Below are 24,628 nucleotides of genomic sequence, written 5' to 3'. Positions count from 1 at the left end.
AAAAATGACTTCTAATAATTTTCTGCATGAACCGGCTCGCGATACGAAGATCGTTGCCAAAGCCGACGTGGTGGTCGTCGGCGGTGGCCCCGCCGGCGTGGCCGCGGCTTTGGCGGCGGCGCGCAATGGTGCACAGACGATTCTCCTTGAGCGTTATAACCATCTTGGCGGCCTGGCATCCGGCGGCATGGTGCTGATACTGGACGACATGTGGGACGCGAGCCAACACGAAATTTCAGTGCGGGGCACGTGCCTGCAATTCATTGAGCGGTTGTCGCATCGGGGCCTGGCCGTCTATCCGAAATCGGCCGAGTGGCGGCAGAGCGAAGAGGCGTACCGGAAGTGGGCTCGCTGGGGCACGTTCGACTTTCATAGCCACCAGAAGCCGCGTCCGGTTTGTTTCGCGGTGGCGTTCGATCCCGATGGCTGGAAACGGGTGTCGCTCGAGCTCGTCAAGGAGACCGGGGTGCAACTGCGCCTGCATTCGTGGTTCTCGAGCACGATCGTCGAAGACGGTGTCGTCAAAGGCGTGGTGTGCGAGACCAAGAACGGACGTGAAGCCATTCTCGGCGACGTCGTAATCGACGCCACGGGCGACCTCGATGTCGCCGCGTCGGCAGGCGCGCCCTACATTGGCGGCAGCTACATCATGACGACCGTGTTCAGGATCGGCGGCGTGGATACCGACACTGCCGAGCGGTTCGAATTCGAGGACCCGGTGGCCTACGCCGCGCTGGACCGGATGATCAAGCAGATGTTGGGCGGCGCGTGGGCCTACTGGTGGCTCAAGACACCACTGAAGGGCATCGTCTGGTGCAACTGCCCGCATCTGCCCGGCTATAACGGGATCGAGGTCGAAGACCTGACCAAGGTGGAAATGCTGGGGCGCGAGATCGTTCACGAAGTGCATGAATTCGCGAAGAAGAACTTCCCGGGTTTTCAGTCGAGCTATGTGGTGGACTTCGCCTCTCAGACCGGTGTCCGGCAAACGCGGCTGTTGCAGGGCGAGTATGTGATGACAAAGGAAGACATCATGAAGCGGGTCCGTTTTCCGGACGCAATCGCGCGCGGACGTGACTACTACTATCCGTATCGCTCGCTGCTGCCGAAGAAAGTCGACAACCTGCTGATCGCGGGCCGCCATTACTCCTCGACCTCCCAGGCGCAAAAAATGTCACGTGAAATTCCGCCCTGCATGGCAATGGGCGAAGCCGCAGGGGTCGCCGCGGTGCAGGCGCTCAACTCGGGCAAGAAGGTTCGCGATATCGATGTCGGCCTGCTTCAACGAACCTTGCGGGCACAGGGCGCGGACCCGGGAGATCAGATGAGTCCCAACGCCGACATTCCCGCACTGGCCGAAGGCGCCATGATAGGGGTGGCCGCATGAGTTCGGTTTCGTTCAAGTCGTCTGTGTCTGAACTCCCGCTGTCGGGAATCAAGGTTGTGGATTTCACGCAAGTGATGATGGGCCCCGTGTGCACCCAAATGCTGGCGGATTACGGTGCGGACGTGATCAAGATCGAGCGGCAAGCTGAAGGAGATCTGAGCCGCTCGACGTTCCGGCCGGTAGCGGGTGCGGATAACCCGGTCTTCTGCAGCCTGAACCGCAACAAGCGGAGCGTGGCGCTTAATCTGCGCGACCCGGCACAGCTGGAAGCCGTCAAGAAACTCATTGCCGGGGCTGACGTCGTGACCAGTAATTTTCGCGCCGGGGTAATGGAGCGTATGGGCCTTGGCTATGAGGCGTGCAGAAAGCTTAACGAAGGGATCATCTTTGCCGTCGGAACCGGCTTTGGCGAAACGGGGCCCTATAGCGCGAAGGGGGGGCAGGATGTGCTGGCGCAGGCAATGTCGGGTGTCATGGCCCGGCGATCGGACGAGTCGGTGCCGCTGAACATCTATCCGACCACGCTTGCGGACTACTCGGCCGGTATGCACATGGTGCAGGGCATCTTGCTCGCGCTGTTGCATCGTGACAGGACCGGGACCGGCCAGAAAATATCCGTGTCGCTGTATGACTCAATGCTTGCCATCCAGATGCAGGAGGCGGCAATGCTGATGATGGAGGGGTCGGAGCTGAATTGGGCCGCGATGCCGCTGTCGTCGGTATTTCACGCGAAGGACGCAGCGTTCGTGCTCGTGGGCGCGTTCAAGTCGAACCCGTTGCGCGATATCTGCGATGTGCTCGGAATCGACGACCTGTCGACTGATCCGCGCTACTGCAATCTCGGGCAGCAATTGCTGCACAAGGCTGAACTTCGCAGCATCCTGGCCGAAGGATTTCGCCGTGAGACACGCGATCACTGGCTTCGCCTGCTGGAAGAAAAGGACCTGCTGTGCGCACCCGTGAAGCATTTGCGCGAGGTGCTGGACGACGAACAGACGCATCACAACCAGATGATTTTGCAGGGGCAGGGAATAGGGCGGGAGTTGAAGCTGATCGGCAGCCCGATCCGGATGTCGGCGTCACCGGTTGAACTGCGCCGGCCACCGCCTTCTCTCGGACAGCACACCGCCGAGGTATTTGGCGACGACTTCGTCAAATGACAGGTGACATTCAATGGGCGTAACTCTGGAAGTGAACGGCGGTGTTGCACGGGTCACGATTTCCCGGCCTGAAGTGCTTAACGCACTCGACTCCGTCGCGCAGCAGGAACTGGAAGATATCTGGCAACGGATCGAACGCGACCCGGACGTGCGCGTGGTTGTGCTGACAGGCGCCGGTGAGCGCTCGTTCTGCAGCGGTGCGGATATAAAAGCGGCTGGTTCCACCGGGCTCGATTACTGGGCGCATCCGCTGCCAAAAGGTTTCGGCGGATTGCCGCTACGCGATACGTTGAACGTGCCGGTCATCGCGCGCGTCAATGGGTATGCGCTTGGCGGCGGACTGGAACTGATGCTCGGTTGCGATATTGCCGTTGCGTGCTATGAAGCCACATTCGCGTTGCCGGAGCCGAAGGTGGGCAGGATGCCGCTCGACGGCGGCATGACGCTGCTCGCGCGCCAGATTCCCTACCGTCATGCGATGGGCATGCTGCTGACCGGACGACACGTCAAGGCGACCGAAGCGTTCGAGATGGGACTCGTCAACGAGGTCGTGCCGCGCGCGGATCTCGATGTGGCGGTCGAGCGCTGGGTCTGCGAGATCTTGTCCTGTGCGCCGTTGTCGTTGCGCGCGATAAAGGCTTTCGTGCGCTCGACGCAGGGACTGTCTCCATCCGCTGCGCAAGGCATGCGCTTGCCCACGCTGGTCACCGCGCTGGAATCGGAAGATGCGCTGGAAGGTGTCCTGGCATTCAAGGAGCATCGGAAGCCCGTGTGGAGGGGGCTCTGATGGCACATGTCATTACCGGGGTTTGAAAAATATGAGCGGATCAATTCCGAGTTCTTCGGGCTTGCGGTAACAGCGCTTGGCAGTGCCCGCGGAACGTGCGATACCGGCTCGGCCGGCATCGATCATCCGGAAATCCGCAGCTATACGAGACAGTAATACGGGTAACGAGGTTGAGATTCCCATGCATGCCAGCGTTTTGAAATATTTTACTGAAGTTGCCAGGTGCGGTTCGATGCGCAAGGCGGCGCAACATTTGTTCGTTGCTCCGAGTGCTATCAACCGGCAGATACGGAACCTCGAGGATGAACTGGCTGTTGAACTGTTCGACCGCCTGCCGAGCGGGCTGAAACTGACGCCCGCCGGCGAACGGCTGCTCAAGCATATCCGCGAAACGCTGGATGGTTTTCATGCGATGCGTGCGGAGTTCGACGCCATGAAAGGCGAGCGAACCGGCCATATTTCCGTTATTGCAATGGACTCGGCCATGGAGAAATTGTTGCCGGCGGCTATCGATGATTTTGGCGAGTCCTTTCCCGCCGTGACCTACGCAATCCAGTACGCATCGTTGTCCAAGGTGGCCGAGCGAGTGGCGTCGGGGCAATTCGACATAGGCATCAGCTTTTGCCAGAAAGCGCCTGCCGGAACCCGGATCGCGGCGACCGCGAGTTTCCCCAGCGGCGCTGTGTTGTCGGCTTCTCATCCGCTGGCAAAGAAAGATCAGGTGACGTTCGAGGAATGTCGTGAATATCCTATTTTTCAGACAGGCGTCGGCGATGAATTACCGAGCCCGTTGTCGGCCGAGTACTCCCGCCACTGGGCGGAAACTAAGGTCCATATGCAGTCCAACTCTATCCGTGTGATCAAGTCAATGGTGGTTCGGGGACGTGGAGTCGGGTTTTTTACGAAGCTGGGTTTCATCGACGAAATTGATCGGGGAGAGGTTGTCTGGCGACCCATTGCAGGGGTGTCGGACAACACGCCGCCTGTGGCAATCCTGGTTCCCAGTCCGAAGGAACTGTCGCCAATTGTCGAGGAATATTTGAACTGCCTCATTCGTTTTTTCAAGCAATTCGAGACCATGGCGCAAAGCGGTCATTAACTACACCAGGGCGCGGTACAGAGCCTGAGAGAAAAGAGTGTCGTGATCATGGGGACGGGAGCCGGCGCCGGCATCGGCGCTGCGACCGCCCCGGGGTCCGGCAAGCAGCAGCGTGCGTGGCTGTGCGAGATGGCAGCAACGCGCAAGAGGCCGATAAGTAGTCCAGATGATCTGCAAGGCCGGCAAGCCTGCCGGACCGTTTCACGCAGGCGCAGGCGAGATCATCGAAGTCGACAGGCCCATGTCGGAGGTGCGTGCAGCCTTCGGCCAGATTGATGTGCTGATCAACAACGCCGGCGGTTTGGTAAGGCACTCGCCGTTCGTGGATGCGAGTGACGATGACATCGACGCCGTGTTCGCCTCAACGCCTGCTTGGTCATTTCAGCGGCGTTTGATGGCGGTGTTCGCTTTAACTAACCGGTATGACTTTCATGGCTCCTTCTTCCCGACTTCCCAGGCATCTGTTTAGCGTTGGCAATCCTCTGACGCTTGAACTTCGTTCGCTCCTGGACACGCGCGGCTGGACCGTCAAAGCGCTGGAACTGGATCGTGAACCGGGTGATTTTTCATCGCAGCCCAGCGGCGGATTGCTTGATTTCACAGCGCGAAGTGTGCTGACTAATCTGCGTCTGGTCGAAACATGGTTGTCGGTAAAGACCATGGGATGGGTGGCGCTCGTGTCGCCTGAGCAGCTTGAAGATCCGACCATCAGACGGCTCGTCCGCGATTTCTGTTTTGACTATGTCACGGTCCCGGCAGCGGGCGAGCGCATTCTGAATGCGCTCGGTCATGCTTACGGAATGGTGGCGCTGCATGACAGCGCCGCACGCGATGTCCGTCATGGGAAAGACGATGGCGTCACGGAGGGCGAAATGATCGGCTCATGCGACTCGATGCTTTCGCTGTTCCGTGCAATCCGCAAGGTGGCGGCGACCGACGCCCCGGTGTTTATCTCCGGTGAATCTGGAACGGGCAAGGAACTGACGGCCACGGCCATTCACGCGCGTTCGGCACGGCGTGACGAACCGTTTGTCGCGATCAATTGCGGGGCAATCCCCCCGCATCTCTTGCAGTCCGAGTTGTTCGGGTACGAACGCGGCGCCTTCACCGGAGCGAACCAGCGCAAGATTGGCCGCGTGGAAGCGGCGAATGGCGGCACGTTGTTCCTCGATGAAATTGGCGACTTGCCGCTCGAGAGCCAGGCAAGCCTGTTGCGTTTCCTGCAGGAACGGAAGGTCGAGAGGCTGGGTGGTCACGGTTCTACGCCGGTGGACGTGCGCATTGTCTCGGCGACCCACGTCGACATGCAGGCTGCAATGACCGAAGGCCGGTTTCGTGCCGACCTGTATCACCGCTTGTGCGTACTGCAAATCGACGAACCACCGTTGCGTGAGCGTGGCAAGGATATTGAAGTGCTGGCCAGGCATATGCTCGATCGCTTCGAAAAGGATGCAAACCGGCGCCTGCGCGGGTTTGCACCCGACGCGATTGCTGCAATTCACAACTATCGCTGGCCGGGCAACGTGCGTGAGCTGATCAACCGCGTGCGGCGGGCGATCGTGATGGCCGAAGGGCGGTTGATCGGCGCACGCGACCTGGAACTTGGCGAGTTTGCGGACCATGTCCCCATGTCGCTTGCGCAGGCGCGGGAAGTGGGAGAAAGGCAGGCGATCGAAATGACGCTGCTGAGGAATCGCGGGCGCGTGGGAGAAGCGGCGCGGGACCTTGGCGTGTCCCGCGTCACCTTGTACCGGATCCTGTCCGCCTACAGCATGCGAAATGACGAGCCGTCGCGCAGCATGGGTCTGGACTAGCGCACGACGAGCTCCTTGCGTTGCACTGTCGTTCAATTTTCAGCGCGGAATTGCTTCAGTGCGCCTTCAGTTTGCCTTGCGGGCAGTATCAACCCAGCCGTCGAACTGCGTCTTGTTCGCGGCCAACCACTGATCCGCAAGTGTCGAGACGACCGTTGTCGCGCCGTTGCCCTTGCTGATCGCAAGTTCCCACGCCGACCATGTCGCCGATGGAAAACGGATCTGCTCGACGAGCTTCCTGACGGCCGGATTGGCTGCGATGAATGCCTTGTTTGCGACGGCGCCATAGTTCCAGGATGCCATGGCCATGCGGCATGGATTCGCGCCACCGGCACACCCTTCGACACCATTCACGAGCGCGGAGCCCCGGTTCGGCACGTTCGGCGGTAACGCGTCGGTGGGCGTTGGCAGCCACACGACGTCTTTGCCGGGAACCAGCACATTGGTCGTCCATGACGGACTCCACGCATAAAAGAACGCCGGCTTGCCTTCCTTGACGCGAGTCACGACGTCCGCCATCAGCGCCTCGTATTTGCCGCTCACGGGATGCACGGTCTGCCGGAGTCCGAACTTGTCCAGCTGATAGTTGACGACGTCGCCACAACTCCAGCCGGGATCGCAGCTGATCAGTTGTGCTTTGTTATCGTCGCCGAACAGACCCGCAATCTTCGGGTCCTTCATCTGTTCCAGGCTGGTGATGTTGTGCGCCAACGCGGTTTTCTTGTCGATCAGATAGCCGTTGATACCACCACCAATGATCTCACCACCGCCGACCATTTCCGCCTGGTTCTGGACTACGCGGAAATCAGGCTCGCTTTGCGGAAAATTGACGTCCGTCTCCATGTCGACGTCACCCTGTGCGACCGCCTGAAAGAACAGCACTGTTCCCATCGTGCTCAAATTGACCTCGTAGCCTAGCGACGTCAGTGCCTTCTTCACGATTTGTACCGCGACGTAATTCGCGCCCAGGCTGTCGGTCTGCGCATAGTGAATGGTCTTGCCCGCGCCTGGCAGCACTTGGGGGGATGCCGCCATGGCAGGCATTGCCAGTGCCACGCACGCCGCGACTGCTGCCGCTCGCATCATTGCTTTCATGAACGTCTTCTCCTGATGTCGTATTGAGGTTGGGTGCCCTACCGCTGCCGAGGCTTATCGAAGTGGTGACCGGTTTTGCCGTCGTGCAGATGCGATCTAAGTTACGTGACGCAAAAAATGGCGTCTTCCGCCGAAAGGAAGGACGGCGGCGGGAAGATGGCCTACCGTTCAACGTAGGGTGCGGGCTTCGTAGTGGGCAGTGATCGGGTCGCTTGCTGCGAGGCTAGCGGTCGTGATCGGCACCGTGAGGATCGCGATGCGCCAGATTGCGCCAGAGGGTCATGCTTCTTCCCGGCACCATCCCGAAGTATTCCTCACTCCCACTCGGGCACGCTGTCAGGCATGCTCTTCACGACCTTCGTAACGATATAAGTAAAGTAGCGTTCGATTCCGATTTCACCTATCAGCAGGGAGTCGATGAAGCGCTGGTAGTGATAGATATCGCGTGACACTACATGCAGTACATAGTCCACGCCGCCGCCCGTTGCATAGCACTGCACGACTTCCGGTGCGGCCTGCATGGCCTCCTCGAAGCGGCGCATGTCCCGCTCCGTATGCCGCGCCAGCGTCACTTCCACCACGATCCGGCTCGCGTTGAGGGTCCCGACCCAGTCGAGCTCCGCACGATAACCCTTGATGACACCGCTCTCCTCGAGCTTGCGCACCCTTTCCCAAGTAGGTGAAATCGACAGGTTCACCTCTTCGGCAAGCTTTGATTTAGTGATGCGGCCATCGCTCGCGAGAACACGCAGGATGGCGATGTCGTAGCGGTCGAGCTTGATCACTGTCGGCCGGCCACCGGGCTATCGCGCTCGACCGCGTTCTCGTCGTTATGCGTGTCGAGTGTCGAGGCGTGTTTCGATAAGACGATCGGAAATGCGTGTTCATCGTCATGGCCGATGAACGGCATGGCCGGCGCAACGGGTGATGCACGCATGACTACCCCTTCACGAACAACGTTGATAACCGGTAACCGGGCATGGGGTCCTCGCCGCCAGCACGTCGTGCTGGTCAGGCACCCGCTTTTTCGGCTTCCATCTCCGCCATGTCCTGAAACCGGTCGGCAATACGCGGATGAGCGCGCCCGCCATCCGCCGCACCGATCGCGATCAGGATTTCGTCCGGGCCGGGCGCATCCGCCACCTGGAACGTCGCCGTGATGAAGTGCGAGCGCTTGCCCGTTTCCGACTTGTGGATCATCGGGACGGACAGGAGCGCGCCGGGAGCGGAGCGCGTGTTCGTGAAGCTGAGAAATGCGGTGCCGTTGACCGCTTCGCGGAACATGTTGCCAAAGCGAAGCGTGTGGATCAGTGCCGAGCCATGCTCGATCTCGCCGTTCACGCCTACGGTCGCTGCCTTGCCATACGCCTCGACACGATCGGCGGGCATGATGGCCACGAGCCGGCGGGTCATCTCGGCACCCAGCACGGGAGCAAGACGCAGGATCTCCGGCCGGAGGTCTTCCACGAAGCCCTGACCTGCCCACGGATTGCGGACGATTGCCGCAACGACCACGGTCGTAATCGGCCGCTCCGCTGCCCGGCCGCCCTCGATGACGGTCTCTTCAATAAACGTCGCGATCTTGCGAATCCCAGTTTCCATTTGCGCACTCCATTGGTTAGCGGTTGGTTATTGCATCGTCCTGTACGAATGCTAACGAGGCGAAACGGGTGCGTCCTCCGCGTCTTCGGGGGATGAATCTTTTATTTTTTGCTACGTTATGTCGTATATTGAAAAAAGACTTTTGGACGTTTTGACATGCCAGATCAACTGTCGCGAATCATGTCGCTTCGTGATGTCGCGAGCCAAATCAACTCGGACGGCGACCTCGACACACTGCTGCGGGACCTCATCCAGGCAGCATGCAGGCATGGCTCGTGGGACCTGGGCGCGATCATGACCGTGGACCTCGCGCACGGTTATGCGCTGGTCACCGCGCGCCATGAGACCAACGCCATGCTGCGCCGCCCGCTGGGAGACCGCTGGGAACTGGCGACCAGTCCCGCGTTGGTCGCTTTGCAGCGTTTCGAGCCTGTGTATATCCGCGATGCACGTGAGTCCGTTGAATTTCCCGGCTATCGGCTTGAAGCTCATGAGCGCGGGTATTGCACCGTGCTGATCTATCCCATGGCGTGCGTCGACGTGCAAGGGCGGCCCATGGTGATGTCCGTTACGTCGCGCAAGGTGGTGGACGTGTCCCCGGACGATCTCGCGTTCATGGCGATCATCGTGCATCTGGGGGCGATTGCGATCGAACGTGCGCATCGGCATCGTGCGCAGCTTGCCGCGGCCGAGCAATTGCGCCGCGTGTTGGGCGCCCAGGGTTCGCTGCTGCAGGAAGTGCTTGCCGGCGGTTCCCTGGAAACCCTCACCGCGATGCTGGGCGATCTTCTCAATGCGCCGGTGCTGATTGTGGATTTCTTCGCAAGCAGCCTGCTTGGGTCCGCGTCGCCGGTGCCGGGTGTCCATGACAACGACGCGTGGCGCCTCATGCTCGAGGGTGCGACCGGCCGTCAGATTCTCGGCGAGGTCCGGGACGCCGTGACCACGCGGCGCGCCGAGACGATCACCCTGCACCTCTCCGACAAGTTCTCGCTCGACGCGCGCATGGAGTCCCTCATGGTCGACGACGAAGCCGTCGGCGCGCTGCTGACCTTCGACAAGTCCGACGCGAATGATCTTCAGAAACTGCTTGTCGAAAGTGCGAAGTTTGCGCTGAGCGTGCAATTGATGCGCAGCGTCATACGCTTTCGCTTCGAGACGCGAACGCTCACTGAATTGTTCTTCGAAATCGTCGAGCGGCGCTGGCGCGACGAGCAGGACATGCTGCGCCGCGCACGGCGTCTCGGGCTGTCGCTTGCGGCTCCCATGCGCATGCTCGTGACGGATTTCCCGGATCGCACGAACGCGTCCGCGGATCTTTCCGTCGATGGTCATCGCGCGGTCGCGTTGCTTGCTGCGCAGCAGCATATCGCGGTGCACATCGTGACGGTTGGCGGGGCGCTGGTGTGTCTCGTGCCGCAGGAAGAGGGCGTTGAACTGGACCGGGTCGCGCGATTGGCACAGCGCGTGTCCGAGACCTTGTTCCGTTCGTTCGGCAGTGAACCCATCGTAGTCGTTGGCGATACCTGTGAAGGGCTCGAATCGATCGCGAAGGAATGGGAGCGCTGCTGGCGCATGATCCGGGTCGCCCGCACATTCGGCAGGCGGGGCGCGATGACCGTCCCCGACTTCGGGCCGTTGCCAATGCTGATAGGCGCCGCCGACTCGGCCGATGTACGCAGCTTCATCGACGGCGCCATAGGACGCGTCGTGGAGCACGACAAGAAGCACAAGTCGGCTTACCTCGAAACCCTGGCTGCCTATGTTCGCTCAGGTTGCCGCAGTCAGCATTGCGCCGATGCGATGGACCTTCACGTGACGACCTTGCGGTATCGCCTGTCGCGGATCTCGGACCTGTTTGGCATCCAGGTTGAAACACCGGAGCAGCGTTTCGCGATCGAGCTTGCATTGCAACTGCACAGCCTGGTCGAGAGCAGCATACCGTCCGCGAAGCACTCGAAGCCGATCCCCCGAATGAGAGGTTAATTAGGCTCGAACGTCCTTCGGTCCAGCGGAAGAAACCTTTTTTTGCATGGCTTAACTTAGGCCTCAACGTAACGACGTTCGAGGTGAAGACCATGCAAGCCGAAGTTTCAGACAAACCTGTCGCCGTTGATCCGGTGGCCTTGCGCCGAGCGTTCGGCACCTTCGTGACGGGGGTGACGGTCATTACCACCCGCGACTCGGAAGGCCGTCCGCGCGGCATGACGGCAAACTCGTTCACGTCGGTGTCGCTCGATCCGCCGCTTCTCCTCGTATGCGTAGGAAAGGGCGCTTCGAGTTTTCCTGTCTTTCAGGATACCGATCACTTCGCTGTCAATCTGCTGCACGAAGCGCAGACCGACGTCTCCAATCTGTTCGCTTCCAAATCCGCCGACAAATTCGCTGCCGTCAGCCATGACGGCGTCCATACCGGCGCTCCGGTGCTGACGGAATGCCTGACCTGGTTCGACTGCACGGTCCATGACCGGGTCGATGCAGGGGACCACACGATCCTCATCGGCCGGGTCCAGGCCTTTGGAACCAGTCCCTCCGCGCCGCTGGGTTTTTGCCGTGGCCGCTACGCGCAAGTCAAGAATCCGTTGCCGCCGGGCTGGCTCTCATCGCACAACATGATCGTCGGTTATCTCATCGAGGCCGAAGGATCGCTGCTGCTGGCAAGCGACGGCAAGAACGGCTGGACGCTGCCCAGCGCACCCCACCGGCTCGTCAATGGCCGGCTTCCTATTGCGGGAGGAGACGACCTGGAATTGCTGCCGGACGACACCTTCCTCTATTCCGTCTTCGACGCAGCCGGCAGCGACTCCGGCTACCTGATCTATCGCGCGCGGCTGGCGCTGCCGCGCGCGGCTTGCGAAATCCCCGAAAACTTCCGCTTCTTCCCGCTCGATCAGCTTCCGTACGACGACATTCCGACGACGGAAATACGCGGAATGCTGCGGCGTTATGTGACCGAGAGCGCGGGCGGACGGTTCGGCATTTACATGGATTCACACGATGGCGGCCGCGTCGCGATGGTGAGCGCAGCGCAGCCGCACATGCAGCATTTGCAGCATTCGCAACCTTGAATCTGGAAAGGACATGATGAAAACGACAGTCGAAAGCTTGCAGGGATCGAGACAGAATCTGTTCATCCATGGAGAGTTCACGCCTCCACGCAGCGGCCAGTATGTATCCAGTTATGACCCCACGACAGCGCAGGCCTGGTATGAGTTTGCGCAGGCGAATGCCGAGGACGTGGACGCGGCCGTGCGTTCCGCGCAAGCCGCATTGAAGAACCCGGCGTGGCGCCGGATCACGCAGACCGATCGCGGCAAACTGGTGCGCCGTCTTGCCGATCTTGTCCTCGCCAACGCGGATGAACTGGCGCTGATCGAATGCCGCGACAACGGCAAGCTCATCAAGGAAATGCGTGCGCAGATGCGGGCTATCCCCGACTCGTATCTCTACTTTGCCGGAATGGCCGACAAGCTTCAGGGCGACACGATTCCGGTCAACAAGCTCGACACGCTGAACTTCAATTTGCGTGAACCGATAGGCGTGGTGGGCATGATCATCCCGTGGAATTCGCCGCTGATGATGCTCACGGGTACGCTCGCGCCGTGTCTCGCGATAGGCAATACGGTCGTCGTGAAACCCTCCGAGCATGCAACGGCTTCGACGCTCGCGCTCGCTGAGCTGGCGATTGAGGCGGGCTTTCCGCCGGGCGTGTTCAACGTGGTCACCGGTGACGGTGCAACCACGGGCGACGCACTCACGCGCCATCCCGGCATCGCCAAATTTGTTTTCACCGGCAGCACGGTGACCGGCCGCAAGATTGCCGGCAATGCGGCCGAAAATCTTGTCCCCTGCCAGATGGAACTCGGCGGCAAGTCGCCGCATGTGGTGTTCTCGGATGTCGACGTGGAACGCGCGGTGAATGGTGTTGTATCGGGCATCTTCGCGGCGGCTGGACAAACCTGTGTGGCGGGGTCGAGATGCTTTGTGGAAGCAAGTGTGTATGAGCGGTTTGTGGAGGCGCTGGTGGAGCGTACGAAGCGAGTGAAGGTCGGACACCCGATGGCCGACGACACGGACATAGGCCCGCTCGCCCTTGCGAGCCAGCTCGACAAAGTAGTGGGCTACGTAGCCTCCGGTGTACATGAAGGCGCGAAGATCGCGGTCGGCGGGGGCCAGCCAAAAGATTCGGCCTTGGCGCGTGGCTGGTACTTCGAACCCACCGTGATGACGCAGGCTCGCAACGAGATGCGCTTCATGCAGGAGGAGATTTTCGGGCCGGTCGTGGGCGTGGTTCCGTTCAACACGGAAGAGGAACTCATCGCGCTCGCCAACGATACCGAATATGGTCTGGCCGCGGGCATCTGGACGCAGAACATCGACCGCGCGCTGCGCTTTGCGCGCGACATGGAGGCGGGCACGGTCTGGGTCAACACCTATCGCTCGGCGGCTTACATGTCCGCTAACGGCGGTACCAAGCGAAGCGGTTACGGCCGTCGCGGCGGCTTCGAAGTGATGCGTGAGTTCTCGCGCCTGAAGAACGTCGTGATCGACTACTCGGGCGCCATGCAGGATCCGTTCGTCATTCGTCTGCGCTAAGCCAACCGCTTGCAAAAAATCCAATAGAGAGACTCATTATGAAATTTGCCATCTCAATCAGCATGGAGCGGTTTTCGCCGGCCGATTTGATGTCGGACGCCATGTCCAATATGCTGGCGCTGGCTCGCATCGCCGATGAAGGCGGTTTCGAGACGCTCTGGACTGCCGAGCATCACACCATCGAATGCACCGTTTCGCCTAATCCGTTCACTATCCTCACGTGGTTGTCCCAGCACACGCAGCGGATCCGGCTCGGAACGGCGACGCTGGTTGCCCCGTACTGGTCGCCGATCCGGCTCGCAGGCGAAGCGGCCATGTGCGACCACCTGACCGGCGGACGCCTCGAATTCGGGATTGCGCGCGGCGCGTACCAGTACGAATTCGATCGCATGGCCGGCGGCATTCCTCAGCAGGAGGGCGTAGGGTATATGAAGGAGCTTGTACCGGCCGTGCAGAAACTCTGGGCAGGCGACTATGCTCATGACGGCCACTACTGGAAGTTTCCGCTTGCGACCTCCGTGCCCAAGCCATTGCAGCAACCTCATCCGCCCATCTGGGTCGCCACGCGCGACCCGGGCAGTTTCGACTGGGCGGTGGGTATTGGCGCGAACATCTTGTCTACCCCGCTGTCCGCGCCGCCTGCCGAAGTCGCGGTGCTGGGCGAGAAGTTCCGCAAGGCGGTGGCCGATCATCCTGAACACCCGCGCCCGCGTTTCATGATGCAGCGGCGCACCTGTGTCTACGACCGCCCTGATGACTGGGAAACCGCTGTGCGCCACAGCGTGGATTATGGCCGCACCTTTGAAAACCTGATGCAGAACATCGGCACGGTGAAGGACGGTTTCCCCGAGCCCGTGCCTTACGAGACGGTGGCCAATCGTGCCAACTACGACCCCGCCAATATTCGCGACAACCTGATGTTCGGCACGCCGGACGAAGTGATCCGGAAGCTGCAGATTTACGAAGATCAGGGTGTCGATCAATACTGCCTGGGCCTCTCGTTCAATCTGCCGTTCGAACTGCAGGTCAAGACGCTGCGCCTCTTCATTGACGAAGTGATGCCGCATTTTGCTGCCCGCGATACCGCCCATGAAAGGGCTTCGCGCGGCGAGCCAAGCGTCGCGGCCGCGGGGTACTGAGCCATGGACGCCGCCAGGACTTCAACGACGCAAACGCCCGGTGACCGGACGTTCAGCGGCCGTGGCGTGGTGCTGAATTATCGGCTCCAGGGTGAGGGTTCGCGCTCGCTGGTCTGTATTCACGGCGTGGGTTCGAGCCTCGAGGCGTGGGAGGGCGTCGCAGCAAAACTCGACGGCACCTTCCGCATCCTGACACTGGATCTGCGGGGTCACGGACGCTCATCGATGGTCAAGGGCCGCTATGAGATCGATGATTTCGTCGGGGACGTGCTGGCTCTCGCTGACCATGCAGGCTTTGACAAATTCGACCTCGCCGGCTTCTCGCTCGGTGGCCTGATTGCGCAGCGGCTGGCGCTCACGCATGCGCCGCGCCTGAGGAAGCTCGTGTTACTGGCGACTGTCGCGGGCCGTACGCCCGAGGAGCGTGAGCTGGTCGCAGCGCGGCTTGCTGCACTGCAAGCCGGCGACCGGGGCTCGCACTACGATGCGTCGGTGTCGCGCTGGCTTACCGAAGGGTTTCAGCAGCGTCATCCCGAGCTGGTCGCGCGCATGCGGCAGCGCAATGCCGAGAACGATCCGGATTGCTACGCGTCGGCTTACCGCGTGCTGGCGCAAACGGACTTCGGCGGACTCATCGACCAGATCAACGTACCGACCCTGATCGCCACCGGAGAGGAGGACCAGGGCTCCAATCCGCGCATGGCGCACTTCATGCACCAGCGCATTCCCGGCTCGCAACTCGAGATCCTGCCCGGCCTGCGGCACTCGATCCTGATCGAGGCACCGGATCTCGTCGCGACGCTTTTGCGGCGCTTTCTGGCGGAGGATGATGAGATGCGTGAGGAGGCGGGCAGATGATTGTCGAAGAACGGATCTACCGGATCAGGAACGGCCGCATGGGCCGATATCTTCAACTTGTGCGGGAAGAGGGGCTGGCGATCCAGCAGCCGATCCTGGGTGGCCTCGTGGGATATTTCACAACGGATATTGGTCCATTGAGCCAGGTGACGCATCTGTGGGCTTACGCAGACCTTCAGGACCGGGCGCGCCGCCGTCAGCAACTGGCGGACGATCCCAGATGGCAGGCTTTCCTGCCCAAGCTGTCAGAGAACATCGAGCAGGCGGAAAACAGGATTCTCGTGCCGACGGACTTTTCACCGTTGCTGCATCTGTCCCGTTCCGCAGGCTCTCAAGAGGAGAAGAGGCTATGACCGAGCGCTTGAAGATCGAGCACTTGTACAAGGTGTTCACGGACAAGCCGGAGAGAGCACTGGCGATGCTGAAGGCCGGGAAAAACAAGTCGGAGGTGCTGGAGACGCTGGGCCAGGTCGTCGGGCTCGACGAGGTTTCCTTGAGCGTGCCGTCGGGTTCGATGTACATGATCATGGGACTGTCGGGTTCGGGCAAGTCCACGCTTGCACGCTGCATCAACCGCCTCAACGAACCGAGCGCCGGAAAGATCCTGCTTGATAACGAAGACATCTGCACGCTCGACGAAGCCGGTTTGCGCGACGTGCGGCGCAATCGCATCTCCATGGTCTTCCAGCATTTCGCGTTGCTGCCTAACCGACGTGTGATTGAAAACGTCGAGTTCGGATTGAAGCTGCGCGGCATGTCGGCCGGTGAACGGCGCAAGCGCGCCGAAGAGGTACTGAGCGTTGTCGGCCTCGCTCGCTGGGCCTACAACCTGCCGCATGAACTGAGCGGGGGGATGCGTCAACGCGTGGGTCTGGCGCGTGCGCTCGCGACCGACGCCGACATCCTCATCATGGACGAAGCGTTCAGCGCGCTGGACCCGCTTATCCGCACCGAGATGCAGGACGAGTTGCTGCGCCTGCAGCGCACGTTAAGCAAAACCATCCTGTTCATCACGCACGATTTCCAGGAGGCGCTCAAGCTTGGCTCGCGCATCGCCATCATGTCGGAGGGGCGGCTCGTGCGCGAAGGCACGCCGCAGTCCATCGTGCTTGAACCCGGCAGCGATTACGTCGCTGCCTTCACCCGCGAAGTCGATCGGGGAAGGCTGTTCGATGCAGGGTCGGTGATGACCTCGCTCGTGACCATCCTGCGCAGCCCGAACGGGATTGTCCTCGGCGACGCTTCCGGCGAACCGGGACCGGGTTTCATGCTCGACGCCGATGAGCGCATCCTCGGCACCGTGACGGCGTCCGGGATCGAACTGGCGCGCGGCGGCGCGATGCCGCAGCCGGACACGCGCTTCACCTGCGTGCCCGCCCACACCAAGCTCGTCGATGTCGCCAGCCGTTACCGCGCGGGCGGACCAATCGGCGTGACAGACGACGCCGGCCGGCTGATAGGCCGTCTGGAAGCCGGGCAGATTCTTGCCGGCATTGGCGCTCCGGGCGCCGCGGGAGCACATCATGTTAATTAAAGCCGATGATCTCGCGGGCCTGCCGGTCGGCGACTGGATCCAGCACGGTGTGCAATGGATCGCGCTCAACTTGCGGCCGTTCTTTCTGCTCATCAAATGGCCCGTTGAACGGCTGTTGAATTTCAACGACAGCGTGCTTCACGCCATCCCGTTCCCGCTCATGCTGTTGTTGATGTTCCTGCTCGCGTGGCGGTTGGCGAGTCTCGGGGTCGCTGCGTTTACCCTGGTTGGACTGATCGTTATCGCGATGCTGGGCGTCTGGGATCAAGCCATCACAACGCTTTCGCTGATCGCTACGGCGATCGTGTTCTGCGCGGTGATCGGCATTCCGATCGGAGTCTGGTGTGCACGCAGTGAACGGGTCTGGCGGATCGTGCGTCCGGTGCTGGACATCATGCAGACTACGCCGACGTTCGTGTATCTCGTGCCCGTGGTGATGCTCTTCGGCGTGGGCACGGTGCCGGGCGAGGTCGCGGTCGTCATCACGGCCATGCCGCCGCTCATCCGCTTCACCCACCTCGGAATTCGCATGGTCGACCACGAGATCGTGGAGGCGGGTCTCGCTTTCGGAGCGGACAAGCGCCAGCTTCTCTGGGAGGTTCAGTTGCCGTTGGCCATCCCGACGATCCTTGGCGGTCTCAACCAGACCGTGCTTACCGCCATGGTCATGTCGGTCGTGATCGCGATGATCGGTGCGGAGGGTCTCGGGCTGGTCGTGCTTCAAGGGCTGGGACGTCTTGATGTCGGTCAGGCGGCCATAGGCGGTATCGCCATCGTCCTGCTCGCAATGATGCTCGATCGCATCACGCAGAAGCTGGCCCAGTCGAAGGGTGGAACCCGGAGCGCGCTTCTGCCGGTGCTGGCGAGGTTCATCCGGGGTGGACGGATTTCCAGGAGCGTGACGGCAGACACAGCCCACGATGCTGAAAAGGCGCTGTGAGGATGGTCGAAAAGGGCGCACGAAAGAATGAGCTGGTTTTTAAACCATGAAAGAGGAGCATTGATGAGAGCATTTGTTCGGGCAGCAAGCGCACTCGTTGCGCTCGCCGTCGCCATTGCCGGGCTGGCATCGGCGAGCGTGGTTGCCGCTGCGCCGGCACTACCCGGCGACGGCAAGACGATTCGCTACGCGCAGGGTGACAGTCTCGGCGGGAACTATGTCGCGGCACAGATCGTGATGAAAGCAATGAAGGCGCTGGGCTATGACGTGAAGGTGAGCACGATCAACACCACGCTGTTCTTTCAGGCTGCGGCGCAGGGTGACTCGGATCTGGCGACCGATGTGAATTTCCCTCAGCGCGAACCAGGTTTTAGAGCCGTTGAAAAACAGACGGAAGTGGTTGGCAACGGCATGATCGTGGGTGGTGGCATCAACGGCTATGTCATCGACAGGAAGACGGCGCTTGCATACAACATCACCAGTCTGGAGCAACTGAAAGACCCCAGGATAGCGGGGCTTTTCGGCAGCGACGGCAAGGCGGAGCTGATCAGTTGCGATCCGGGCTGGAGTTGCGGCGACGTGGTGGATTACCAGTTGGACAAGTTTGGACTCAAGCAAACCGTTCATGCCGTGCGCGGTAAATACGAGGCATTGATGGTCGATGCGGTGACGCGCGTGAAGAACGGCAAACCCGCGCTTTTCTACGCCTGGAGCCCGTCCTGGGCAACCAACGCACTGGTTCCGGGGAAGGACGTGGTATGGCTGCCTACGCCCGCGGATGCCCTGCCGCCCAACGTGCCCAACAAGGGCACGGCGCTGGTGAAAGGCGTGGAGGGCTGTGCCGGCGGTGCTGATCCGTGCCGCATGGCGATGTCGTCATGGAACTTCAATACTGTAGCGAACAAGGAGTTTATCGCCGCCAATCCAGCGATCAAGACGCTGATCGAAGAGGTCAAATTCCCTGTCGCAACGTGGTCGCAGTGGGAATATGCAATCAGCAAGAACGGCGGTTCGACCACGCAGATCACGAAGCTGGCCGATGATTGGCTTGCGGGCAACAAGCCGCAATTTGAGCAGTGGGTTGCGGCGGCAAGCAAGGTCCGCTAGCGCGCTGCAAACCGAAGGACGGCGGTTTGCTTCGGCGGTCGGGTACGCCCGACTTTCTCGATTGCAATTGCGCCGGCGTGGTCTGCCAGATGCCGACATTCCCCGGACAGCAGGCTTTCAAATGTGGTTTGCCTTTTCTCCGCGTAACTCGCGCACTCCGCGTCCAAGGCGTCGGCGCAACAGTGCGCGCAACGTCGCTCCGTCGGCATAGCCGACCTCTGTGGCAATCGCTTCGATATCGAGGCGGCTCGTGCGAAGCAGATGAACGGCTCGCTCGACGCGCAGATCCTGGAAGTAAGACAACGGGGATTTTCCAAGCACGGCTTCAATGCGGCGCTGCAGTGTTCGGGTACCGGTTGCGAGGGCGTCCGCAGCCGCGTCAAGCGAAAAACCCTCGGCGAGCCGGCCTCTTGCCCAGCGCTCGAAGCGCTCGACAAGCGGATCTGCACGCGCGAGATGATCCGGAATCATGTAGGGCGCTTGCGAAGGCCGCGCGTCCACCAGCAGATAGCTTGCAACAACCGACGCCAGATCCGGGCTCGCCTGATTCAGCAGCCAAAGAGCGAGATCGAGGTGCCCCATTGCGGCGCCCGCGGTGGTGAAGTCGCCCGACGGCACCAGCATGCGGGCGCTGTCCAGTTGCACCTCCGGGTAACGCTGACGAAACAGCGGCGCCAGCCACCACGTCGTGGTGGCTTCCTGACCATTGAGCAGACCCGATTCCGCCAGCACGAAAGTCGCCTTGCAGGCGGCCGCGATCTTCACTCCGTCTGCGTGACTTTGACGGAGCAATGCCATTGCGTCGATCACGTCGCGCCGCGCGAACGTCGACGCCAGTTGCTCCGGTATCTTGATGCCGAGTGCCGGCATGACCAGCCAGTCCGGCCTCTCCATTGCGCTCACCGGCTTGACCGGCACACGCAGCCCCAGCGCAGTGCGCACGTCGCGCCGCATGCCTATTACATCGATTTCAAAATGCGGGCCGGCGCCGGACTGCTGGGCGGCGGCCAATTCCTTTGCGGTGTTGAGGGCGTCGAGTACCGCACAAAGCCCCGTGTCGAATACCCCGTCGAGGGCGAGAACTGTCAGTCGCATGTCGTAAATGACCTCAAAAATGTCATTTACGACAATAGTACGGATGCGTGCTCCTGTCTACAGTGGTGCTCAAGCCGAACGCAGCCTGTCCGCGTTGCCCGGACGATCTCCTGATCAACCTTTGTAACTGGAGCACATGATGAAAGTAATGGCGATTGGCACTCTCAAGCCGCTTACCCCCGAGCAACAGCGGGCTTATATGCCGAAGGAAGTCCCGGCAACCCTGCAGCTTTACCTTGACGGGAAGATGGAGCAATTCTGGTTACGGGACCAGGCGAAGGGCGTTATTTTCTTGATGAACGTGGATTCGGTCGATGAGGCCAACACGCTTCTGAAGGCGTTGCCGCTCGGCCGGGACAACCTCCTGACGTTCGACTTGATGCAAATCGGACCGCTCATGCCGCTCCGGTTGCTGGTGAACGCCGCGTGATTGCGGCAGGAACCGGAGCCGTCCAAAGGGAACCGTATGAACCATTCAAGCCAATCCAGCCTCGACCGCCCGATCTGGGCGGCCCTGACAACCCGGCAGGCGCATCTGGGCCAGGGTGATGCGCTTGCCTGCCGCTATCACCCCGACGTGGCTCCGTTTGCGGCCGTGGAGCACGACACCCCCGACGCCTATCAGGCGCTCCACCGGCTCCTGCTGCCTCACGAGCAGGTAGCGTTGCTGTGCCGCGACCCTGTCGCTCCAAGCGAAGCTCTGCAAGCGGAGCGCATAGGCGTGGTTCATCAGATGGTTGCTACCCGCCGCGAAGCCAGAGGCACGGACCATCCCGACGACGATCGGGAAGTGATCTCGCTGAGCAACGCCGATGCGCGAGACATGCAGGATCTGGTCCAGAAGACCAAGCCGGGTCCTTTCGGTAAGCGAACCCACGAGATGGGCAACTACATCGGAATACGCGAGCGGGGGCGTCTCATTGCGATGGCAGGGGAACGGATGCGCCTTGACGGCTACGTTGAGATAAGCGCAGTTTGCGTGGATCCCGACTGGCGCGGCAAGGGGCTTGCCGGCCGGCTCGTGAATGATTTGCGCAAGGAAATCGAGCAACGCGGGGAGACGCCATTCCTGCACGTGTTCAGTGACAACCAATCCGCGATCGGGCTGTACGAGAGTCTTGGATTCGAGTTGCAGCGTACGTTCTTCCTCACCCGCATCAGGCATGCCGATACGGGCCCGGCGTGATGCGCAACCCCTTGTTGCGAATCGAGGCCATCACGCGTCAGCGACAGGTTGTCCTTCGAGGAAGGAGTCCCGCTAAGGCTTGGGCAAAGAGTCGCAATTGCCGTCAATGCGCTCGCCCGCAAATGCCCTTGCGACAAACTGGGTGGAATCGGGAAGCGAGCCGTTGACGGTTCCGGAATGGTCAAGCGCCGGATAGAAATGCCATTCGATCCGGTCGCCGGCCTTGCATGCATGGGTGACGAGCGCGACCTGGCCAGGCACAAACACGTCGCGATCCTTGCCACCCGTTCCGACGAAGATCGGGATGTCCGACTTCAGCGTGGGATACGCTGCCTGGCGGTTGATTACATTGAGCGCGGGCATCGGCGAACGCTTGAAGCTGCCGTCGAACGTGAGTCCATCCGCAACAATCTTCTGCTCGATCGCGTGCAGACATTCGCGCTGACTCGTTTCGAACGCCGGCATGGCGCGGTCGTTCAGGTAGTCGGCGGGTACGAACGACGGGTCGAGCATGGTTGCGGTGCTGAGCCGCAGCATGTCGTACGCGAAGGTCGGGACGACCGACTTGTGTGCGTTCGCACGTTCCTCGTCATCCGCACTTTCATGGACGGCCGCGTACGGCGTGCCGGTCGTGACCACGCCGGCAATGTTTAGCTCGGGCGCATACGGTTTCGCATAAACGGCCGTCGCGAACGCCGCGCGACCTCCTTGCGACTGCCCGAATATGACCACCCGCGCCGACAGGTCGAAGCCGCCACGCATCACCGCGCGGATGCTGTCGAGAACGCCGTACGCGAGAGGGCGCGTGAGTCCGTACGGATGCAGGCCGGGTGTCCCAAGACCCTGATAGTCAGTCGCGACGATTGCGTAGCCCTGCGCGAGCCAGTGGTTCAGGTAGCGCGTGTCGCGGGGACTGCGGCCTGCGAACGATGGCGCGCAGATGTCCGCGCTGCCGACCGTGCCGTGCGCCCACGCCATCAACGGCCAGCCGCCTTGCGGTGGCGTCCCCTTCGGCACATACAGTGCACCGGACACGACGATCGGCGTGTGGTTGTCGATACCGTCGGTGGACGTGTACAGGATCCGGATATCCTGGCCGGCTTCCGCGAGGCTTTGCTGTGGCGTCAACGGCTCGGTGCGCAGCATCTGTCCGGGCGTTGCCGGCACGTTCTCCGTCCAGGTGTAGAACGCGGGGACACCGCCGTCGCCTATGACAGGCAGTGGCGCGGCGACTACCGCCGATGTGCCGATGGCAGTCGCAATGGCCAGCATGAACAGTCGTCTGAGATTGGCAGTGGACATCAGATAGCTTTCCTTTTTATTGACTTGGCGTCGGCCGATCGAGCGTTTCACCCGGACATCGAGGATGGTGGTGGAAGTAGCCGATTTTATTTCAAGGTCGTTACGTCAGGTGGAGATGCGGGTGGAGCCGCGACGAATCGCCCGTCTTTGCATCGGTCGCGTGGCCATCACGCCGGTCTTCACAGAACGACGCATATGCAAAGCTGAAATCGATAGAGCGACGTGCAGAGCCCGCGACTACATTATTGCGCTGTCACAGTGACGCTAATAGCAGGGTTAAAAAAATCATGAACGCACCTTCTGAACTTCCCGCAACGTCGCGACTGCATGCCGCGTTGGCCGCGCTGCCGGCGTTGGCTCATGAGATAGGCGAGGATGCCGCGCAGCGCGAGGCGCGGCGCGAATTGCCGTTCGATGGATTTGCGCTGTTTCGCAAGTCGGGCCTTGGCTTGCTGCGAATCCCCGTGGAATGGGGCGGCCTGGGCGGTTCGCTGCAAGACTTGTTTCATGTGATCGCAACCCTCGCTGCCGAGGAATCGAATGTTGCTCATGCATTGCGCATCCACTTTGACCTGACCGAGTCGCTGCTGCTGTCACCGCGTTCAACGTTCAACGACACGCAGGTTCAGCGCTTGCTGGAAGGAGCGATATTCGGCGGCGCGTCGACCGAACGTGGTACATCGCGGCCGGGTGAAATCGGCACGATATTGCGACGCGATGGCGACAACTACCGCGTCACGGGCAAGAAATACTATTCGACCGGGACGGCGTTTTCCGACTACGCCCGCATCAACGTGCAGGACGAAAACAACACCAACGTGGTTGCTGTCATTCCTGTGGCGCGCGAAGGTGTCCAGATACTGGATGACTGGGACGGCATGGGCCAACGGATGACTGCCAGCGGCAGCCTGGTTCTCGACAACGTGCAAGTCCTTGCGAGCGAAGTCGCGTCGCGTGGCAATACGACCCTGGCCGGGCGGCATGGCGGGGCGTTGCGGCAATTGCACCTCGTGGCGGTTGCAGCGGGCATTGTCCGCAACATTCTTGCCGATGCCGAAAACTACGTGCTCAAGCATGGAAGGCCGGTGCTTCACAGCCCGGCGGCATCAGCGCGCGAGGATCATTTCATCCAGCAGGTGGTGGGGGACCTCGCGGCTCACAGTCATGCGGTCGATGCGTTGATCGACCAGAATGCGCGCGTACTGGACCGGTCGGCCAACGCCATTCGCGCTCAGGCAGCCAACGCCGAAGACCTGGTGTTGCAGGGCGCACTGGCCACAGCCAAGACACAGCTGGTCGTGAGCAAGCTGGCGTTGCATGCGGGCGAGCGGTTGTTCGAAGCGGGCGGCGCATCGGCCACGTCACGTGTGCACAATTTCGATCGGCACTGGCGCAACTTGCGCACGATCTTCAGCCACAACCCGTTGCTTCACAAGGCACGAGTAATCGGTGGTTATCAGTTGAACGGCGATACCACGCATCTGACCGAGGGCCGCGTGTTCTAAAGACCCGCCGATGCACCGCGGATCGTTCGATTCATCTCTCCTTTTCGAGGATTTCAATCGTGAGCCAAGACCTTTTACTGCTGCTGGAACCGGGCTTCACCGATCCGAAATATCCTGGTGAACGTTTCATCTGCCCGGATGGCGCGCCTATCGAGGGCCTGCTGGCCAGCGACCCGTCGAAGGCCGCGGGCCTCGACATTCATCGTCTGCCGTTTGCGCGTCCGCGCGAGGCGGTTGTCGCTGCGCTCGACGAGAATCACCAGAGCCTGCCCGTGCTGATTCTAGGAGACGAGCATCCGGTGCCAGCGGACACACAGACGCTCGGCGACAAGCACTTCGTGACCGACACGCGCCGCATCCTGGATCTGCTCGCCGAACGCCACGGTTTTCCGAAGGTCCATTGACGAACGGGGTCCGGCCGC

Annotated in this window: 25 protein-coding genes; 19 read left to right on the top strand and 6 right to left on the bottom strand. The window is 61.1% G+C overall.

What is annotated here, in order from left to right:
- Window positions 1-4: 4 nt before the first annotated feature.
- The 6 genes from ABH944_RS08430 to ABH944_RS08405 all read left to right on the top strand — a co-directional run bounded on the left by ABH944_RS08430 (window position 5) and on the right by ABH944_RS08405 (window position 6,247).
- Entirely contained in the window at window positions 5-1,387 is a 1,383-nt protein-coding gene (locus ABH944_RS08430; RefSeq protein ID WP_404605700.1) for an FAD-dependent oxidoreductase, read from the top strand.
- Window positions 1,384-2,547, top strand: a complete 1,164-nt coding sequence (locus tag ABH944_RS08425; protein WP_404605701.1) for a CaiB/BaiF CoA transferase family protein — start codon at window positions 1,384-1,386, stop codon at window positions 2,545-2,547. Before ABH944_RS08430 ends, ABH944_RS08425 begins: the two co-directional genes overlap by 4 nt.
- 13 nt (window positions 2,548-2,560) lie before the next feature.
- Complete coding sequence (locus ABH944_RS08420; protein ID WP_404605702.1) at window positions 2,561-3,334, top strand: enoyl-CoA hydratase-related protein; 774 nt, start codon at window positions 2,561-2,563, stop codon at window positions 3,332-3,334.
- A gap of 181 nt (window positions 3,335-3,515) precedes the next feature.
- Window positions 3,516-4,433, top strand: a complete 918-nt coding sequence (locus ABH944_RS08415) for a LysR family transcriptional regulator (protein ID WP_404605703.1) — start codon at window positions 3,516-3,518, stop codon at window positions 4,431-4,433.
- Window positions 4,434-4,599: 166 nt separating this feature from the next.
- Window positions 4,600-4,902 carry an SDR family NAD(P)-dependent oxidoreductase gene (locus ABH944_RS08410; protein WP_404605705.1) on the top strand — a complete coding sequence of 101 codons (303 nt, stop codon included), beginning with the start codon at window positions 4,600-4,602 and terminating at the stop codon, window positions 4,900-4,902.
- Window positions 4,865-6,247 carry a sigma-54 dependent transcriptional regulator gene (locus ABH944_RS08405; RefSeq protein ID WP_404605707.1) on the top strand — a complete coding sequence of 461 codons (1,383 nt, stop codon included), beginning with the start codon at window positions 4,865-4,867 and terminating at the stop codon, window positions 6,245-6,247. The genes ABH944_RS08410 and ABH944_RS08405 overlap by 38 nt, the downstream gene beginning before the upstream one ends.
- A 66-nt stretch (window positions 6,248-6,313) precedes the next feature.
- Here the strand turns inward: ABH944_RS08405 and proX (ABH944_RS08400) are convergent, their stop codons facing one another.
- The 4 genes from proX (ABH944_RS08400) to ABH944_RS08385 all read right to left on the bottom strand — a co-directional run bounded on the left by proX (ABH944_RS08400) (window position 6,314) and on the right by ABH944_RS08385 (window position 8,944).
- Window positions 6,314-7,342: a glycine betaine/L-proline ABC transporter substrate-binding protein ProX gene (gene proX, locus ABH944_RS08400; protein ID WP_404605708.1), complete on the bottom strand. Its 1,029-nt coding sequence runs from the start codon at window positions 7,340-7,342 to the stop codon at window positions 6,314-6,316.
- A 314-nt stretch (window positions 7,343-7,656) separates the two neighbouring features.
- Complete coding sequence (locus tag ABH944_RS08395; RefSeq protein ID WP_404605710.1) at window positions 7,657-8,127, bottom strand: Lrp/AsnC family transcriptional regulator; 471 nt, start codon at window positions 8,125-8,127, stop codon at window positions 7,657-7,659.
- The gene (locus ABH944_RS08390) at window positions 8,124-8,279 is read right to left on the bottom strand and encodes a hypothetical protein (protein ID WP_404605712.1); all 156 of its coding nucleotides are present in this window, start codon (window positions 8,277-8,279) and stop codon (window positions 8,124-8,126) included. Before ABH944_RS08390 ends, ABH944_RS08395 begins: the two co-directional genes overlap by 4 nt.
- A gap of 74 nt (window positions 8,280-8,353) precedes the next feature.
- On the bottom strand, window positions 8,354-8,944 hold the full coding sequence (locus ABH944_RS08385) for an amino acid synthesis family protein (protein ID WP_062083529.1): 591 nt from the start codon (window positions 8,942-8,944) through the stop codon (window positions 8,354-8,356).
- Window positions 8,945-9,100: 156 nt separating this feature from the next.
- Between ABH944_RS08385 and ABH944_RS08380 the strand changes: the two genes are divergently transcribed.
- From ABH944_RS08380 to proX (ABH944_RS08340), 9 genes are all read left to right on the top strand, one after another.
- A complete protein-coding gene (locus ABH944_RS08380) occupies window positions 9,101-10,930 on the top strand; it encodes a helix-turn-helix domain-containing protein (RefSeq protein ID WP_404605714.1) in 1,830 nt (609 codons plus the stop codon).
- Window positions 10,931-11,022: 92 nt separating this feature from the next.
- Window positions 11,023-12,012 carry a flavin reductase gene (locus tag ABH944_RS08375; protein ID WP_404605716.1) on the top strand — a complete coding sequence of 330 codons (990 nt, stop codon included), beginning with the start codon at window positions 11,023-11,025 and terminating at the stop codon, window positions 12,010-12,012.
- 16 nt (window positions 12,013-12,028) lie between these two features.
- Window positions 12,029-13,540: an aldehyde dehydrogenase gene (locus ABH944_RS08370; protein ID WP_404606001.1), complete on the top strand. Its 1,512-nt coding sequence runs from the start codon at window positions 12,029-12,031 to the stop codon at window positions 13,538-13,540.
- 38 nt (window positions 13,541-13,578) lie between these two features.
- Window positions 13,579-14,679, top strand: a complete 1,101-nt coding sequence (locus ABH944_RS08365) for an LLM class flavin-dependent oxidoreductase (RefSeq protein WP_404605718.1) — start codon at window positions 13,579-13,581, stop codon at window positions 14,677-14,679.
- A 3-nt stretch (window positions 14,680-14,682) separates the two neighbouring features.
- Window positions 14,683-15,537, top strand: coding sequence for an alpha/beta fold hydrolase (locus ABH944_RS08360; protein WP_404605720.1), 855 nt, complete (start codon window positions 14,683-14,685; stop codon window positions 15,535-15,537).
- On the top strand, window positions 15,534-15,890 hold the full coding sequence (locus ABH944_RS08355; protein ID WP_097267356.1) for an NIPSNAP family protein: 357 nt from the start codon (window positions 15,534-15,536) through the stop codon (window positions 15,888-15,890). The genes ABH944_RS08360 and ABH944_RS08355 overlap by 4 nt, the downstream gene beginning before the upstream one ends.
- Window positions 15,887-17,071 (top strand): quaternary amine ABC transporter ATP-binding protein, encoded by a 1,185-nt coding sequence (locus ABH944_RS08350; RefSeq protein ID WP_404605721.1) that lies wholly within the window; start codon window positions 15,887-15,889, stop codon window positions 17,069-17,071. Before ABH944_RS08355 ends, ABH944_RS08350 begins: the two co-directional genes overlap by 4 nt.
- Entirely contained in the window at window positions 17,061-18,011 is a 951-nt protein-coding gene (locus tag ABH944_RS08345) for an ABC transporter permease (RefSeq protein ID WP_404605723.1), read from the top strand. The genes ABH944_RS08350 and ABH944_RS08345 overlap by 11 nt, the downstream gene beginning before the upstream one ends.
- 63 nt (window positions 18,012-18,074) lie before the next feature.
- A complete protein-coding gene (gene proX / locus ABH944_RS08340) occupies window positions 18,075-19,118 on the top strand; it encodes a glycine betaine/L-proline ABC transporter substrate-binding protein ProX (RefSeq protein ID WP_404605724.1) in 1,044 nt (347 codons plus the stop codon).
- A 117-nt stretch (window positions 19,119-19,235) separates the two neighbouring features.
- On the opposite strand, the gene ABH944_RS08335 is transcribed toward proX (ABH944_RS08340), so the two are convergent.
- Complete coding sequence (locus tag ABH944_RS08335) at window positions 19,236-20,213, bottom strand: GlxA family transcriptional regulator (RefSeq protein ID WP_404605726.1); 978 nt, start codon at window positions 20,211-20,213, stop codon at window positions 19,236-19,238.
- 136 nt (window positions 20,214-20,349) lie between these two features.
- Here ABH944_RS08335 and ABH944_RS08330 point away from each other — a divergent pair, with 136 nt between their 5' ends.
- Complete coding sequence (locus ABH944_RS08330; protein ID WP_404605727.1) at window positions 20,350-20,643, top strand: hypothetical protein; 294 nt, start codon at window positions 20,350-20,352, stop codon at window positions 20,641-20,643.
- A gap of 36 nt (window positions 20,644-20,679) precedes the next feature.
- On the top strand, window positions 20,680-21,399 hold the full coding sequence (locus tag ABH944_RS08325; RefSeq protein ID WP_404605728.1) for a GNAT family N-acetyltransferase: 720 nt from the start codon (window positions 20,680-20,682) through the stop codon (window positions 21,397-21,399).
- 72 nt (window positions 21,400-21,471) lie between these two features.
- Here the strand turns inward: ABH944_RS08325 and ABH944_RS08320 are convergent, their stop codons facing one another.
- Window positions 21,472-22,701 (bottom strand): lipase family protein, encoded by a 1,230-nt coding sequence (locus ABH944_RS08320; protein ID WP_404605730.1) that lies wholly within the window; start codon window positions 22,699-22,701, stop codon window positions 21,472-21,474.
- Window positions 22,702-22,988: 287 nt separating this feature from the next.
- Here ABH944_RS08320 and ABH944_RS08315 point away from each other — a divergent pair, with 287 nt between their 5' ends.
- Together ABH944_RS08315 and ABH944_RS08310 are read left to right on the top strand one after the other, a co-directional pair.
- A complete protein-coding gene (locus ABH944_RS08315) occupies window positions 22,989-24,206 on the top strand; it encodes an acyl-CoA dehydrogenase family protein (RefSeq protein ID WP_404605732.1) in 1,218 nt (405 codons plus the stop codon).
- Window positions 24,207-24,265: 59 nt separating this feature from the next.
- Window positions 24,266-24,610, top strand: coding sequence for a DUF3088 domain-containing protein (locus ABH944_RS08310; RefSeq protein WP_404605733.1), 345 nt, complete (start codon window positions 24,266-24,268; stop codon window positions 24,608-24,610).
- The last annotated feature ends 18 nt before the right edge of the window (window positions 24,611-24,628 follow it).

It is taken from the genome of Caballeronia udeis, from assembly GCF_044909315.1.
GTDB lineage: Bacteria > Pseudomonadota > Gammaproteobacteria > Burkholderiales > Burkholderiaceae > Caballeronia > Caballeronia udeis_A.
The sequence above is the reverse complement of the archived record's forward strand: the minus strand, read 5'-3'. Positions and strand labels throughout refer to the sequence as shown.

What these genes read in the sequence shown, in the direction of transcription:
- ABH944_RS08430 (WP_404605700.1), top strand. Translation starts at nt 5, where the DNA reads ATGACTTCTAATAATTTTCTGCATGAACCGGCTCGCGATACGAAGATC.
- ABH944_RS08425 (WP_404605701.1), top strand. Translation starts at nt 1,384, where the DNA reads ATGAGTTCGGTTTCGTTCAAGTCGTCTGTGTCTGAACTCCCGCTGTCG.
- ABH944_RS08420 (WP_404605702.1), top strand. Translation starts at nt 2,561, where the DNA reads ATGGGCGTAACTCTGGAAGTGAACGGCGGTGTTGCACGGGTCACGATT.
- ABH944_RS08415 (WP_404605703.1), top strand. Translation starts at nt 3,516, where the DNA reads ATGCATGCCAGCGTTTTGAAATATTTTACTGAAGTTGCCAGGTGCGGT.
- ABH944_RS08410 (WP_404605705.1), top strand. Translation starts at nt 4,600, where the DNA reads ATGATCTGCAAGGCCGGCAAGCCTGCCGGACCGTTTCACGCAGGCGCA.
- ABH944_RS08405 (WP_404605707.1), top strand. Translation starts at nt 4,865, where the DNA reads ATGGCTCCTTCTTCCCGACTTCCCAGGCATCTGTTTAGCGTTGGCAAT.
- proX (WP_404605708.1), bottom strand. Translation starts at nt 7,342, where the DNA reads ATGAAAGCAATGATGCGAGCGGCAGCAGTCGCGGCGTGCGTGGCACTG.
- ABH944_RS08390 (WP_404605712.1), bottom strand. Translation starts at nt 8,279, where the DNA reads ATGCGTGCATCACCCGTTGCGCCGGCCATGCCGTTCATCGGCCATGAC.
- ABH944_RS08385 (WP_062083529.1), bottom strand. Translation starts at nt 8,944, where the DNA reads ATGGAAACTGGGATTCGCAAGATCGCGACGTTTATTGAAGAGACCGTC.
- ABH944_RS08380 (WP_404605714.1), top strand. Translation starts at nt 9,101, where the DNA reads ATGCCAGATCAACTGTCGCGAATCATGTCGCTTCGTGATGTCGCGAGC.
- ABH944_RS08375 (WP_404605716.1), top strand. Translation starts at nt 11,023, where the DNA reads ATGCAAGCCGAAGTTTCAGACAAACCTGTCGCCGTTGATCCGGTGGCC.
- ABH944_RS08370 (WP_404606001.1), top strand. Translation starts at nt 12,029, where the DNA reads ATGAAAACGACAGTCGAAAGCTTGCAGGGATCGAGACAGAATCTGTTC.
- ABH944_RS08365 (WP_404605718.1), top strand. Translation starts at nt 13,579, where the DNA reads ATGAAATTTGCCATCTCAATCAGCATGGAGCGGTTTTCGCCGGCCGAT.
- ABH944_RS08360 (WP_404605720.1), top strand. Translation starts at nt 14,683, where the DNA reads ATGGACGCCGCCAGGACTTCAACGACGCAAACGCCCGGTGACCGGACG.
- ABH944_RS08355 (WP_097267356.1), top strand. Translation starts at nt 15,534, where the DNA reads ATGATTGTCGAAGAACGGATCTACCGGATCAGGAACGGCCGCATGGGC.
- ABH944_RS08350 (WP_404605721.1), top strand. Translation starts at nt 15,887, where the DNA reads ATGACCGAGCGCTTGAAGATCGAGCACTTGTACAAGGTGTTCACGGAC.
- ABH944_RS08345 (WP_404605723.1), top strand. Translation starts at nt 17,061, where the DNA reads ATGTTAATTAAAGCCGATGATCTCGCGGGCCTGCCGGTCGGCGACTGG.
- proX (WP_404605724.1), top strand. Translation starts at nt 18,075, where the DNA reads ATGAGAGCATTTGTTCGGGCAGCAAGCGCACTCGTTGCGCTCGCCGTC.
- ABH944_RS08335 (WP_404605726.1), bottom strand. Translation starts at nt 20,213, where the DNA reads ATGCGACTGACAGTTCTCGCCCTCGACGGGGTATTCGACACGGGGCTT.
- ABH944_RS08330 (WP_404605727.1), top strand. Translation starts at nt 20,350, where the DNA reads ATGATGAAAGTAATGGCGATTGGCACTCTCAAGCCGCTTACCCCCGAG.
- ABH944_RS08325 (WP_404605728.1), top strand. Translation starts at nt 20,680, where the DNA reads ATGAACCATTCAAGCCAATCCAGCCTCGACCGCCCGATCTGGGCGGCC.
- ABH944_RS08320 (WP_404605730.1), bottom strand. Translation starts at nt 22,701, where the DNA reads ATGTCCACTGCCAATCTCAGACGACTGTTCATGCTGGCCATTGCGACT.
- ABH944_RS08315 (WP_404605732.1), top strand. Translation starts at nt 22,989, where the DNA reads ATGAACGCACCTTCTGAACTTCCCGCAACGTCGCGACTGCATGCCGCG.